The organism is Arthrobacter humicola, assembly GCF_022803015.1.
Lineage (GTDB): Bacteria > Actinomycetota > Actinomycetes > Actinomycetales > Micrococcaceae > Arthrobacter > Arthrobacter humicola_A.
The window spans coordinates 887616-899960 of record NZ_JAFKON010000001.1; the positions used below are offsets into that span (position 1 = coordinate 887616).

12 protein-coding genes are annotated in these 12345 nt (G+C 65.5%); 8 read left to right on the forward strand and 4 right to left on the reverse strand.

The window, feature by feature from the left end; all coding sequences use genetic code 11:
- Nucleotides 1–67: 67 nt before the first annotated feature.
- On the forward strand, nt 68–922 hold the full coding sequence (locus ARTB_RS04115; protein ID WP_243177826.1) for an IclR family transcriptional regulator: 855 nt from the start codon (nt 68–70) through the stop codon (nt 920–922).
- Between the two features lie 196 nt (nt 923–1118).
- Nucleotides 1119–1415 (forward strand): hypothetical protein, encoded by a 297-nt coding sequence (locus ARTB_RS04120; protein WP_243177827.1) that lies wholly within the window; start codon nt 1119–1121, stop codon nt 1413–1415.
- A gap of 23 nt (nt 1416–1438) precedes the next feature.
- Here ARTB_RS04120 and ARTB_RS04125 read toward each other — a convergent pair whose 3' ends face one another.
- The 3 genes from ARTB_RS04125 to ARTB_RS21720 form a co-directional block, all read right to left on the reverse strand.
- Nucleotides 1439–2467: a hypothetical protein gene (locus tag ARTB_RS04125; protein WP_243177828.1), complete on the reverse strand. Its 1029-nt coding sequence runs from the start codon at nt 2465–2467 to the stop codon at nt 1439–1441.
- Nucleotides 2468–2507: 40 nt separating this feature from the next.
- Nucleotides 2508–2960, reverse strand: a complete 453-nt coding sequence (locus ARTB_RS04130; protein WP_243177829.1) for a universal stress protein — start codon at nt 2958–2960, stop codon at nt 2508–2510.
- A gap of 100 nt (nt 2961–3060) precedes the next feature.
- Nucleotides 3061–5643 (reverse strand): helix-turn-helix transcriptional regulator, encoded by a 2583-nt coding sequence (locus ARTB_RS21720; RefSeq protein ID WP_243177830.1) that lies wholly within the window; start codon nt 5641–5643, stop codon nt 3061–3063.
- 209 nt (nt 5644–5852) lie between these two features.
- Here ARTB_RS21720 and ARTB_RS04140 point away from each other — a divergent pair, with 209 nt between their 5' ends.
- Nucleotides 5853–6413, forward strand: a complete 561-nt coding sequence (locus ARTB_RS04140; RefSeq protein ID WP_243177831.1) for a potassium channel family protein — start codon at nt 5853–5855, stop codon at nt 6411–6413.
- 254 nt (nt 6414–6667) lie between these two features.
- Entirely contained in the window at nt 6668–8173 is a 1506-nt protein-coding gene (locus tag ARTB_RS04145) for a hypothetical protein (protein ID WP_243177832.1), read from the forward strand.
- A gap of 102 nt (nt 8174–8275) precedes the next feature.
- On the opposite strand, the gene ARTB_RS04150 is transcribed toward ARTB_RS04145, so the two are convergent.
- The gene (locus tag ARTB_RS04150; RefSeq protein ID WP_028276753.1) at nt 8276–9106 is read right to left on the reverse strand and encodes a class II glutamine amidotransferase; all 831 of its coding nucleotides are present in this window, start codon (nt 9104–9106) and stop codon (nt 8276–8278) included.
- Between the two features lie 282 nt (nt 9107–9388).
- Here ARTB_RS04150 and ARTB_RS04155 point away from each other — a divergent pair, with 282 nt between their 5' ends.
- The 4 genes from ARTB_RS04155 to ARTB_RS04170 all read left to right on the forward strand — a co-directional run bounded on the left by ARTB_RS04155 (nt 9389) and on the right by ARTB_RS04170 (nt 12269).
- Nucleotides 9389–9832 (forward strand): hypothetical protein, encoded by a 444-nt coding sequence (locus ARTB_RS04155; protein WP_243177833.1) that lies wholly within the window; start codon nt 9389–9391, stop codon nt 9830–9832.
- Between the two features lie 94 nt (nt 9833–9926).
- The gene (locus ARTB_RS04160; RefSeq protein ID WP_230010772.1) at nt 9927–10313 is read left to right on the forward strand and encodes an SHOCT domain-containing protein; all 387 of its coding nucleotides are present in this window, start codon (nt 9927–9929) and stop codon (nt 10311–10313) included.
- Nucleotides 10314–10409: 96 nt separating this feature from the next.
- Entirely contained in the window at nt 10410–11561 is a 1152-nt protein-coding gene (locus tag ARTB_RS04165) for an AI-2E family transporter (RefSeq protein WP_243177834.1), read from the forward strand.
- A 39-nt stretch (nt 11562–11600) separates the two neighbouring features.
- A complete protein-coding gene (locus ARTB_RS04170; RefSeq protein WP_243177835.1) occupies nt 11601–12269 on the forward strand; it encodes a GAP family protein in 669 nt (222 codons plus the stop codon).
- Nucleotides 12270–12345 lie beyond the last annotated feature (76 nt).

The window sequence follows — 12345 nt, forward strand, 5'->3', positions numbered from 1 at the left end:
AGGAGTTTCATTGGGCGAAACACTATTGTGGTGGGGGTCACTGGCGACGAACTAGGAACGGTCTGAAATGACAGCAGCCCAGGAAAGGGATCCGGACAGCGCCGGGCCCGGAACCCCCGCTCCCGCGCGCGGCAAGCGGCCCAAACAGGGCGAACCGGTGATAGACCGGGCCCTGAGCCTGCTCGCCGTCTTCACGGACCGCCGCCGGGCGCTGACCCTGTCAGAGATGGCCCGTTTTGCGCAAATGCCCGCCCCGACGGCGTTGCGCCTCATTGCCCGGCTGGTCGCCTGGGGCGCTCTGGAACGGCTCGACGACGGACGCTACGTTGTGGGCGTCCGGCTGTGGGAAATAGCGTCCCTCTCCCCGAGGGGCCACGGGATCCGCGAAATCGCGTTGCCCTACCTTGAGGATCTCTTCGAGGTGACGCGCCATCACGTGTTGTTGGCCGTGCGGGATAAAGACCAGGCCGTCCTGATCGAACGGCTTTCCTCCAAGCAGGCCACGGAAGTCGCCTACCGGGTGGGCGGCCGGCTCCCCCTGCGCTCCACGGCCGTCGGCCTGGTCCTGATGGCCGGCTCGGACGCGGCATTCCAGGAAAAGATCCTCAGGGAACCCGCGGAAACTGAACCGGGCGTGGCTCCCATGCCGGAGGGCCAGCTGCGGCGCACCCTGTCCGACGTCCACCGGACGGGGATTGCCATGATCCGCCGGTCCGCGCCGTCGCTGACAGTGTCCGTGGCGGCGCCCGTCTTTGATGCCCAGGGCACGGTGGTGGCCGCACTGTCGATCGTGGTACCGGACGGGACCACCCCGCCCAACGTCCTGGCTCCGGCGGTGATGGCCACCGCGAGGGCAGTCTCACGAAACCTTGGCTACCGGGCTGCCCTGGCCGAGGACGTCCGGACCCTGTCGGACGGCTGACCGCGGACCTGCCAACCGCCGGCCCTGCCAACCAGCGGAAAGGCCGCCGCGGCGTTGGGATCAAGGCTCATCATGTTGAACTTGCGGGGCACGCCGGTCCCCGGAGCCCCGCCTGCTTCCGCGAGCCCTTGACACGCCCGGTGGCGGCGTCTAGGACTGGCCTTGTCCCGTCCAATCCACCAGCCTAGGAGTTGTTATGGCCACCACGCCCTACGGAATCGTGCACTTCTTCCCGGGAGGCACCAAGGAACAATACGAGGCGTCGCTTGCAGCCGTCCATCCGGGCGCGGGGCTCCTGCCCGAGGGTCAGATCTTCCACGCCGGCGGGGCATCCGAGGGTGGCTGGACGGTCATGGCAGTCCACGAATCGAAAGAAAGCTGGGAAAAATTCCGGGACACGATCCTCCTGCCCCGGATGCAGGCGGGTATTGAGGGCGGCTTCGCCGCTCCGCCCGAAGAGACGGTGATCGACCTCTACAAGGTTCTGCCCTAGCAGCAGGTAAACCGCACGCCACTTCAAACGGCGCGCCCGTACCAGTCGAGTACACGCAACGCGCGGAGGGTGTTCCACCGGCTGGACCGGCCGTCACCGTCATCAACCGGGAAATGGACGATCCCGGGATGCGTGTTTTCGAGCAACCAGGTCCCGTCGGGCTGCTCCTTTGACCGGAGCACCTCCACGGCTTCGGCCACGCGCGGGTCCGGAGGCTCTCCCGTCGAACGGAAGTACTCCAGGGCACGGAGCACGTCGTAGTGCCAGCGGGTCGGAAAGGAGAACGTCAGCCAAGCCGGGTCTATGACCGCGCCGGTGCTCTTGCGTCGGAACAGGCCCCGCTCCAGCAGATACTCCTCGCCCCGGCGCCGCGCGTCCACGGACTGCGCCGAGCCGCCCGTGACCCGTTCGTGGGCCAGGAGGCCCTCGAGGACGTTGATCGTCGTGGCGGCCGAGGACACCACGGCGCCGGACTCCGCCCAACAGTTCCACCCGCCGTCGCCCAGTTGCCCGCTGACGAGCCGGGAGACGACGCCGTCGACGTCCTGATCAAAGTACGCGCCGAGCGCCACTGTCATTCCGTTGATGCACGGCTCCACCTCGCCTTGGAAATACGGCTGGCCGCCCTCCTCCCAGCGGCATTTGTCCCTGACCAGCGCTATGGTCTGGCGCATCTGCTCACTTCGCGGGTCGATCCCGAAGTCACGCAGCAGGAGCAAGCTGTACGTTGTGGCGGTCCACGGCTGGGGCACGCGGTCCCAACCTGTGTCACCGCCGGCATCATCCGCACCGCCGCCCTCGGGACCGTCGCCCTCGGCACGGCCGCTCTCGGCACGGCCGCCGTCGGGGCGGTCGCCCTGGGCGGGGAAATATGCGCCATGCGCCCATTGGCCGTCCTCGTCCCGCAATGCCAGCAGGCGGGCACCCCAGCCTTCGGTCGCTACCCGCGCGCGCTCTGCGGTAACGGCCTCGGGCGCGGCGTTGCTGAGATCCTGCAACACCTGCCACCGAAGGGAAGGATCTGAATCCATCAGCCAGTCCAGGACGGTCATACGCCGATGGTAGCCCTCCCGGCTCGCTGGCATCGGACGCTCAGGAAGCCTTCGGCCGGATCACCAGGACAGGGCACGGAGAGTGGCTGGCCACCTGGGCGGAGACCGATCCGATGTGCAGCGCGGCGAAACCGCCGTGGCCGCGGGAGCCGACGATCACCAGGTCGGCTTCCCGTGCGGCCTCAAGTATTGCCGAGGCCGCTGAGTCGTTTTTGATGGACCGCGTCACGACATTGACACCCACTGCGGATTTCGCCGCCTCGGCGCCCAGCGCTTCGGCCTGCTGCTCCGGTGAGTCCTCCGCCACGATTTCGCCTGCCGCCGTTTCCAGCATCGCCGGATACCACGCCATTGGCGCCTTGTTCCAGACGGTCAGGACCCGGAGCTCCGCATTGCGGTACCGGGCCTCTTCAACACCCCACGCCAGGGCCTCATGTGATTGCTTCGAGCCGTCAAATCCGATCACGATCACAAAGGGATCAACTTTTTTCATGGTTCCAGACTTTCACTGCCGGTTTGCGGCGGCTAGGGGCCTCTGACCCCATCCGGGACCGGTGCCTCACCGCGAAGGCCATCAAGGCTGCCGCGGGGGTTCAGACGATGCCACGCTTGGCGGCCGTCTTGAGCGCGTCGCGCCTGCTTACCGCCCCGAGTTTGCGGTAAATGGACCGTTCGTGGGTCTTGACCGTGTTCACGGAAATGTACAACGCCTCGGCAATTTCAGCAGCGGTCATGATGGAGCGCATGTAGGAAAGGACTTCGCGTTCGCGCTCGGTCAGGTTCCAGTAGGACTGCGCACGAAGGCGGGTCTCACCCTGTGCCTCGCGTGCCATCAGCGCTGCGATGAACGACTCGTGCGCTGTGCCCCATACAGCGTGCTCCACGAGCAGATCCGCCAATTCCTCTCTCCGTTCGGCGAAAGGACGCAGGACGGTTTCAGGCTCGGCACGGAGGACAGCATGTTCAATCCGCTCGTGTGCCGCCGCGGCATCTCCGGCTCCATGGGCCATGATCGCCTCGGTCAGGCTCAGGCAGGTGTCGATATATGAGCTGCCGCGGCGTTCGGCCAGTGACTCGGCACAGCGTTGCGAAGCGGCGGTGTCACCTTCGCGACGCAGCAACTCCGCCAGCAGCGTATCCGCCAATGCGCCGTGCCCCCCGGCACCCAGTGGTTGGACGGTCCGCAAAGCTCCGTCCCGGTCGCCCCTGGCTTCGGCAATTTTCGCCACCGCGATGGTCTCCAGGGCATTCCATGACACGGCGTACCGTCCCCGCCCGTGAAAGGACTCCAGCGCCGCACCGGAGTCGGCCAGGCGGGGCAGGTCGCCGGCGGCGCAATCAACCAGGACCCGATAGATGGCGCTGAGCGGACCCGTCGGTAACAGCTCGCTGCCCAATCGCTGTGCTTTGGTAAGACAGGTCCGCGCAGCCTTCAGATCATCATTCCAGTAGCACGCGATGCCCCGGGCCAGCCAGGCCGGAGCCATCCGTTGCCGCGAATTCCAACCCAGCGCCTCTCCCCGTTCCAACGCCGCCGTGCCAAGTTCGTCGGCGCTCGCGAGGTTACCGGCGATGGCGTGAGCCAACGCGAGCTCGGCCTGGGCGCAGATTTCCACGGCTTCCAGCTGTTCCGGGTTGCCGGTGGCCGCCGTTGCCTGGAGCAGCGCCGTCGCAAGTTCGCCGGTGCGGTGCAGCCGGAACTCTGCCTGGGCCAGCAGGAAGAGTCCTGTCGAGAAGGAGCTGGAGCGCCCATCGCCTGAAATGTCCGTCGTCGACTGGCCGTCGTCCGTCTCGGTGTGCGGGTCCAGGCGGCCGTCGGCAGGCAGCGGCTCGTAGAGCGCCCGGTAACTCTCCAGTCTCCGGCGTCGAATTGCGTCCAGCGCGAAGGTCCGCGACAGCGCCCGGTCGGTGAGCTCGGCTGCGGCGGTGCCGTCGCCGGAAAGGGCACGGCAGACCGAACGGATCATCAGGATCTCCGGATCCTCGCCCCACGGTGCGGGGAGATCCAGGCACAGCCGTTCAAGGGTCTGCACGTCATTTCCGAGCAGGAATTCGAGCCAATGGGCGCCGAGGGAAATCACGGCTTGCCGGGGTGCGCTTCCTTGCAGCGCCTGGGCGACGCCCTCGACGACGTCGACGTCCTGGTAGTACCTCGCCGCCACGCGGTGCAGACGCTCGGCGAGCAGAGGGTCGCGCCGCTGCAGGATGCGCCGGCACTGCGCCGCGAAGAGGGAATGCCACCGGAACATCGATTCGCCCGCACGGTATTCGTGCTCCTCGATGAAGAGCCCGTTACGGAGGCATTCCTCAAGCAGCACGCCGCCGCGGGGACGGCCTTCGAGTTCGACGGCGAGCCGGCGGCCGAGCCAGTCGCTGGTAGTGGCCCTGAGAATGAATTCGGCCAGCGACGGTTCGATCTGGTCGAGGATCTCTTCTGCGACGTAGTCGGCGAGCGGGACGTGCGTCGGCGCGGAGCCTGACGTTGCAAGCGGGACGTTGCGCGCCTGCGCCAACGTGACCAGGCTGGCGTGGACTGCCACAGGCCAGCCGGCTGTCATTTTCCAGAGCGACCCGGCGTCGAACGTTTGATCCTGTCCCAGCGCACTGGCGAACTGGGCAACTTCCTCCCGCGTGAAGGCCAGTTCGGCGGCGCGAAGTTCACCCAGTCCCTCGCCGTACCGGAATCTTTCGAGCTGGATGGACGTATGGCCGCGTCCCGAGAGGACCAGCCGCAGTGAGGGGGGTGCCGATGCTGCGAGCACCCCGACGATTCCGTTCGCCAGCCCAGGTCCGGCCAAATGGACGTCATCGATCACCAGGACAATCGGTTCGGTGAGGTGCTCGAGTGCCCCGAGGAGAAGGTCGTAGGAAGCCGCCCGGTCATGGGCAAGGCTCGGGTCAAGAGCCAGGAGGGCGTCGGTTCCGGGCAACGGCAGTTTGCTCGCCGCGGACTGGATCGCCCCAACGACACCGTGAAACAGCCGCGCGGGCTGCGTGTCGAACCGGTCAAGTGACAGCCATGCGCACGGCAGAGCGCACTTGCGGACCCAATCACCCAGGAACGTGGACTTGCCGTAGCCGGCCGGGGCCGCAACGAGGGTCAGGCGGTGCGAATCTGCGGCCGCGGACAGGGCGCTTTCCAGACGTGGACGCTCCAGCGCTCCGAGACCGCGCACAGGCGGGCGGATCTTGAACTGTGGGCCCGGTACCCATTCGGCTTCTAGCCTATCTCTCACATTCCACATGCTAGGTGGGGGCAAAAGGGCACCAACAGGGCGCAAAGACCCCTTGTGCGCCGTTCCATAGCGCGACAATACGGCGATTAGGACGACCCGATTGCGGCACGGCACGAATTGGGTGCCCGGCTGTATCATCAGTCATGCCTATGAAGCACGGCAGCCCGACAGACCCGATTTTCCTTCATGACCTCGACAAGGCCGACCGCAGGCGGGTCATTATTTTCGCGATTGCACGTCTCATCGCATTTTCGGTTGTGGTCCTCGCCCTGTATTTCTTTATTCCCGTCGGGGGATTCAATGACGCCGATCCCGCGGCCGCCTGGATCCGCCTGGCGGGTGTCGTGCTGGTCTTTTTCGCAGTCTTGGCAATTCAATTGCGGCTGATACTCGTGGCGCATATTCCGAGGGTTCGGGCGGCCGCGGCTGTCGCCGAAACCCTGTTGATGTTTTTGTGTCTCTTCGCGCTCCTTTACACATCAATGTCGATCACATCTGCGGCGGCGTTTAGCGAGCCCCTGAGCCGAACCGATGCCCTTTACTTCACCACTTCCACGTTTGCCACCGTCGGGTTCGGGGATATTACGCCGGTAAGCCAGCTGGCGAGGGGTGTCGTGTCCGTCCAAATGATTGCCGATTTAGGTGCACTCCTATTGATCGCAAAAGTCGCGTTCTTCGCGGCCGGGCGGCGTCTGGGCGGCGAATCCTGAATCCGCCGCCGTCATCACCCAAAACGGATGACAGCGGGCCGGCCGGCTGAAATTTCGCGGGCAGCGCCGGGATTCGGTGCGCCACTCTGCACGTCCGACGCGCGGCCTCCAGCCCGTAGGGACGGCCGTGGCCGGCCCTTCCCCGGCGTGACAGATCACCCTGTGTGGGTGGGGCTGGACCGGCACGCCGAGTGAACAATGAAAATAGCCGTGAAATGCCCAGCCGCGGAACACAAGCTAAGGCGGATCCCCTCATGTCGCTGAACGATCAGCCCGCTGGCCCCGCTAGCCCGGAACAGGAAGAAATTCTGCGGTTACGGGCAGAAGTTGCCCGTCTCCAGCAGGAACGGGACACTGCCCGCAAGGCCCCGCCCAGGCCGGCCGTGCGGCATACGGGGCTGGCCCGGCGCATTGTGGCAATCGTGCTGGTGGTTATCACTGGCCTGTTGGCCTTCGCGACAGTTCCGGCCCTTTACCTGCGCAGCGAAGTCATCGACACCGATCGCTACGTCGCCACCGTCGCACCGTTGGCCTCGGACCCTGCGATCCAGGCCGAAATCGCCGACAAGGTCACCCAACAGATCACCGACGCCGTGGATTTCCAGACCATCACGCGCGATGCCCTGAACGAGCTCGCTAAAACGGCGCCCCGCGTGGCGGCCGTGCTCACCGGGCTGGCCCCGATGCTTGCGGAGCAGACCAAAACGCTCATCCATACCGCCGTTGCCAGATTCGTTGCGACACCGCAGTTCCAGGACCTTTGGATCCAGGTGAACCGGGTCGCGCACCAGGGGCTGGTCAACCTTGCCACGGGAAGTACGGGAGGCACGGTCAGTATTGATGAGAACGGCACGGTGTCGATTTCCACGAAAGAGATCATCGCCCGGGTCAAGACTCTCCTTGTCCAGCAAGGGGTGGATATCGCCTCGAGGATCCCGGAAGTTGACGCGCAGATCGCCCTGTTCCAGTCGCCTGAACTGGTCCGTGCCACGGAAACCATCCGGACCCTGGACCGGCTCGGCCCAATACTGGCGTGGCTGACGGTGCTCAGCGCCGTGGGCGCCATTGCCGTTGCCCCCCGGGGCCGGAGACGGAGCACGACGAGCGGCGTGGGGTTGGCCGTGGCGGTATCGATGGCGGTGCTGGCGCTGTCCCTTGTGATCGGGCGAAGCTACGTCCTGAACTCGATTCCGACGAGTGCTGTCTCCCCAGCGGCGGCAGAAAGCCTGGTCGAGGCGCTCTTGGTACCGCTGCGCACCAGCCTGCGCCTTGTCTTCGTCGTCGGACTGCTGATCGCCCTGGCAGCATTTCTGGGGGGCCACTCGCGTCCCGCGGAGTATGTCCGGCACGGCCTGGCGACGGCGGGCGACTACATCACCGGCAAGATCGGCGGCGGCCAGGCCAAGCCATGGCAGCTCTGGTTGGCCCGCTACCGGCGGATCATCGAAGCCACCGTCGTCGGCATCGCTGTGCTGGTGCTGGTCTTCTGGCAGGACCCGACGGCGGCCGTCGCCATCTGGACGGCCGTCCTGGCCGTGCTGGTCATTCTCGTGGTCGAACTGCTGTGCCGGCCGGCCGTAGCCGGCGTGCCGGGCGCCGAACCCGGAGGCGAGCCGGGCATCGAGCCCGGCGGTGAGTCCAGTGTCGAGTCCGGCACCGAGCCAACCGGTGAGCCGGTCACGGCGGGCGGCCCTCCCGATGACACGTATCCCACGACTCCCATCCCCCGGGCGCCCGACGCCGGAGGAACCGGCGCGTGAAGGGCCGGCGGCGGGACCGGACCACCGGTTAGCGCCGCACCAGCCGGTGCTGCACGGCAGCGGCACCCGTCGCAGACGCTGAGGGGGGCACCGCCGCCGGCACTAGGGGGCGGTCGGCGTGAACGGGAACAGGTCCTCGCCGGCGCCGTGCACCACCACGCAGGTGGCCTCGGGTACTTCCCGCCACGCCCCGCGGAGATCCCCCAGCGGTTCGGAGACGACCAGGCGCGCGTTGTCCGCCAGGTCATGAAGCAACGGGTTCTCCGGGTACTGGACGCGAAGGGTCGCGACGTCGGTGCTGTGGAACAGCGACCGGGACTGCCGTTCACTCGAGTAGCGGAACGCCCAGGTGGTGTCGCCGTCGGTCGTGGCCACTGTCATCTGGATTGGCTGCTCGATCCCGTGGCGCCGGCCGACGTCTTCAATCAGTCCAACCGCGGCAGCTACGGCCGCCCTCGGGTCCTGCTCCAGCCCGAAGGTCAGGGCGAGGAAGAAGAAGAGCTCTGAGTCCGTGGCTCCCTCGATCAGCGGAAAGAGCGATGGCTCAACGGCCATGGCCAAGTCGCGCTTCACCGTCGGGAACTCCCGGATGAGTCCGTTGTGCATCCACAGCCAGCTGCCGTGGCGGAATGGATGGCAGTTGGTCTGTTGGACCGCCGATCCGGTCGAGGCCCGAATGTGCGCGAAGACCCGGCCGGCCGACGCCTGGGCCGACAACTCGCGGAGGTTGCGGTCATTCCACGCGGGCTCCGTGCTGTGGAACAACCCGGGATACGGCGCGGATCCGTACCAGCCCACGCCGAAGCCGTCCCCGTTGGTGGTTTCAACGCCCATTCGAGCGTGCTTGCTCTGCATCACGAGCGAGTTGGTCGGTTTGTACAACAGCTCCTCCAGTTGCACCGGCGAACCCGAATACGCTAGCCAACGACACATGGCATCCTCCCTCAGTTGTGGACTGCAGTCCATCACGGCGACGGAGCGGGCACATCATCACCCCGGGGTGATTCGGGCCGCGGGGTGGGAGGCAATGGGGTCCCACCCGTGTCCGATAGTTCCGGCGTCGCGTCCCCGCTGGTCAGCGGCGTGCCTGGCATGGGGAGCGGCGTGAAAGGATCACCCGCGGCGGGTGACGCGCAAGCGGGCCCCTCACCCAACACTGGTGGTACCTGCCAGTGATTGGGCTGCCAGGCGAAAGCCCATGGAGAGGCGAGTCCAATGTCGACACCAAAACCAGTCCTCGCGCGAATGTCTGCGCTCGGGGCGGCAGTTGCGCTGCTCGCCGGCTGCGCCACCTCGGGACCCAGCAACAGCCCCAGCGCGAGCCCGACGGCGAGCGTTTCACCGGTTTGCGCTGCGGCCACTGGCTTTTCAACAGCCCTGACGAATTTCAAGGACTCCCTCAAGCCAGGCGCCACGATCGGCCAGATCCAGGCGGCCCGTGATCAGGTGCGGAAGAGCTACGACGATCTGGTCAACGCGGCCAGCGACGCGGCCAAAGATCGGGTGGATGCCGTTAAAGCTGCCCAACAGAAGTTCACCTCCGCTGTGAACTCCGTTCCCGACGACGCCACCCTGACGCAGGCGGCCAACTCGCTCAAGGACGAAGCCGCGAACGTGCAGGCCGCCATCAGCGATCTCTCGAATGACGCCAAGTGCTAGCCCGGGTCTTCCGGGATATCCGCGGTGAAACCCATTCCCATCCAAGGCTGCGTTCGTAGGCGACGCCGCACCAAGCGAAAGTAGGGAAGCCAAAATGAATTTCTTCGAGAACTTTTGGGATATTCTCTGGTGGTTGTTCATCTTCTATGCGATTATCGCCTTCCTGTATGCAGTGTTCATGGTGATCGGCGACCTCTTCCGCGACGACGAACTCAGTGGCTGGTGGAAAGCCGTCTGGATCGTCCTTCTGGTCTTCATACCGTTCCTGACCGTGCTGGCATACATGATTGCCCGGGGCAAGGGCATGGCGGAGCGGTCAATGGCGCGGGCCCGTAAATCCCAGCAGGAAACCGATGCCTACATCCGCAGTGTCGCCACGGCCAGCCCCACCGAGGAGATCGCGAAAGCCAAAGCACTCATGGACGCGGGAACCATCAGTGCAGAGGAGTTTGCCCAGATCAAGAGCAAGATCGTCGTCTGACTCCGGGTTGAGGCGCGAGGAGCAGGCCTGGCCAACTCGCTATTCATGAGGCCATGAGGCTTCTAAGATATGGCTAGGCTGAACCAAGGAGGGCTCATGGAGCCGGAACCATCGGAATCCAATCGTTCGGCCCTCCCCCGCACCGTAATAATCCTGCTCGCCCTGGCCAGCGCGACGATTGCAGCGTTCGGCCTCGGCGCGATCCAGGGAATAGTCACCCCCGTCTTTTTTGCCTTCGTGCTGACGCTTTGTGTCCATCCGCTGCGCCGCTGGATGCAGGCACGGGGAATTTCCCGGGGCATCGCCACCGGGACCACCATCGCGGCTGTCTTCGGATTGCTGACCGCCTTCGCCGCAGTCCTGATTGCCTCACTCGCCCAGTTCTCCGCGTTGCTGCCGCAATACGCCCCCCAAATGGCCGAGTTCGGCGCAAGGATCTCCGCGATGCTGGAATCTGTAGGATTTGGCCCGGAGCAAACCCAGGCAGTCCTGAACGGGTTTACGCCGGGCCGCATCGTCGGGTTCCTCGGCGGCCTCCTGGGAAACGTCGCAAGCCTGGTGACCAGCCTCGTGATCATCCTGACCATGCTCATTCTTATGGCGATTGACGGCTCGCGCGTGCCGGCGCTCTTGATTCACCTGAACTATCACCGGCCGGCACTGGTTTCAGCGCTCAACGGCTTCGGAACCGGTGTACGCCGCTACATGGTCGCCACCACAGTCCTCGGAATCGCGCAGGGGTTGTTCAACTGGCTGGTTCTGGTCATCCTGCAGATCCCCGGCGCCCTGCTCTGGGGGCTGCTGTCTTTCATCTGCAGCTTCATCCCCAACATCGGGTATTTCATCGCCATCATCCCACCGTTGTTCTTCGGCTATCTCACCGGGGGCTGGCCGACCTTCGTGGCAGTCATCATCATCTATGGCGGAATCAACAGCATCATCCAGTCGATCATCCAGCCGAAATACGTGGGCAACGCGGTGTCGCTGAGTGAGACGTTGACCTTCTTCTCCGTCCTCTTCTGGGCAGTGGTCCTGGGTCCTGTGGGCGCCGTCCTCGCCGTTCCCCTGACGCTCTTGTTCCGAACCATCCTGCTCGATTCCGACCCGACACTTTCATGGTGGCGGCCGTTGACGGGCGACAATAAGGACCTCGAACTGCTCATCAAGGAAGAAGACAAGGCGATCCGGGCACGCCGCGGACGACTGAAGACGGGCCGCCCGGACACCGGAAGCGGGCCGAAGGCATGACATGCCGTCGGGGTGCTGCCGGGGGAAGGTGAGGGGAGCATGCTGAGCACTCTCAGCAGCCTGGCTCTCTTCGCCCTGGCCGGGGCTCTCAGCACAGTGCCTGTCAGCGTGACGATCATGATTCTGCTCTCGCCAAGTCCGCGCCGCGGCGCCCTTCCCTTCCTGATCGGCAGCCTCGCGGGTTCGATCGTGGTCGTGGGCCTGGCGGCGGTCGGGCTGCAATTCCTGCCCGTCAAACCGCCGCGCCTGCGTAAGGACGAATGGGTGGCACAGTTCGCCATTGTGATCGGCGCGCTTCTGGTTGCGTACGCCGTGTACCTCCTCGTGAGCAAGGGCGGCCGGGACAACGCCATGCTTGGCAAGATGAAGTCGCGGTTCCGCTCGGCCCGGCCCTGGGAATTCGTCGTCCTGGGCCTTGGCTTTAACCTTCGACCGAAGGCACTCCTGCTGGCCGTCACCGCCGGTGCCGTGATCGGTGTCCAGGAACTGCCGCCGCTGCCAAGCAGCCTGCTTGTCCTCGCCTACGCCGCCGTGGTCCAGTCAGCCGTCATCATTCCGGTCGCTGTGTGGCTGCGCTCCCCCGAACGGGCCCAAGTGCCTTTGACCGCCCTGTTCAATTGGCTGCAGCGCAATGGCCGCAGGATCGCAGCGATCGCGACGCTGACGATTGGGATCTTCCTCGTGGGCTACAGCCTTCTCCAGCTCTGATCGGACTACCCCGAAACCACGCGCCTCGACGGATCCCGGGGAACTTCGCTGTCAGGGGTGCACCTGGACGCTCGCC

Bases quoted from the DNA above. Each gene is read 5' to 3' on its own strand.
- ARTB_RS04115 (WP_243177826.1), top strand. From the start codon at position 68: ATGACAGCAGCCCAGGAAAGGGATCCGGACAGCGCCGGGCCCGGAACC.
- ARTB_RS04120 (WP_243177827.1), top strand. From the start codon at position 1,119: ATGGCCACCACGCCCTACGGAATCGTGCACTTCTTCCCGGGAGGCACC.
- ARTB_RS04125 (WP_243177828.1), bottom strand. From the start codon at position 2,467: ATGACCGTCCTGGACTGGCTGATGGATTCAGATCCTTCCCTTCGGTGG.
- ARTB_RS04130 (WP_243177829.1), bottom strand. From the start codon at position 2,960: ATGAAAAAAGTTGATCCCTTTGTGATCGTGATCGGATTTGACGGCTCG.
- ARTB_RS04140 (WP_243177831.1), top strand. From the start codon at position 5,853: ATGAAGCACGGCAGCCCGACAGACCCGATTTTCCTTCATGACCTCGAC.
- ARTB_RS04145 (WP_243177832.1), top strand. From the start codon at position 6,668: ATGTCGCTGAACGATCAGCCCGCTGGCCCCGCTAGCCCGGAACAGGAA.
- ARTB_RS04150 (WP_028276753.1), bottom strand. From the start codon at position 9,106: ATGTGTCGTTGGCTAGCGTATTCGGGTTCGCCGGTGCAACTGGAGGAG.
- ARTB_RS04155 (WP_243177833.1), top strand. From the start codon at position 9,389: ATGTCGACACCAAAACCAGTCCTCGCGCGAATGTCTGCGCTCGGGGCG.
- ARTB_RS04160 (WP_230010772.1), top strand. From the start codon at position 9,927: ATGAATTTCTTCGAGAACTTTTGGGATATTCTCTGGTGGTTGTTCATC.
- ARTB_RS04165 (WP_243177834.1), top strand. From the start codon at position 10,410: ATGGAGCCGGAACCATCGGAATCCAATCGTTCGGCCCTCCCCCGCACC.
- ARTB_RS04170 (WP_243177835.1), top strand. From the start codon at position 11,601: ATGCTGAGCACTCTCAGCAGCCTGGCTCTCTTCGCCCTGGCCGGGGCT.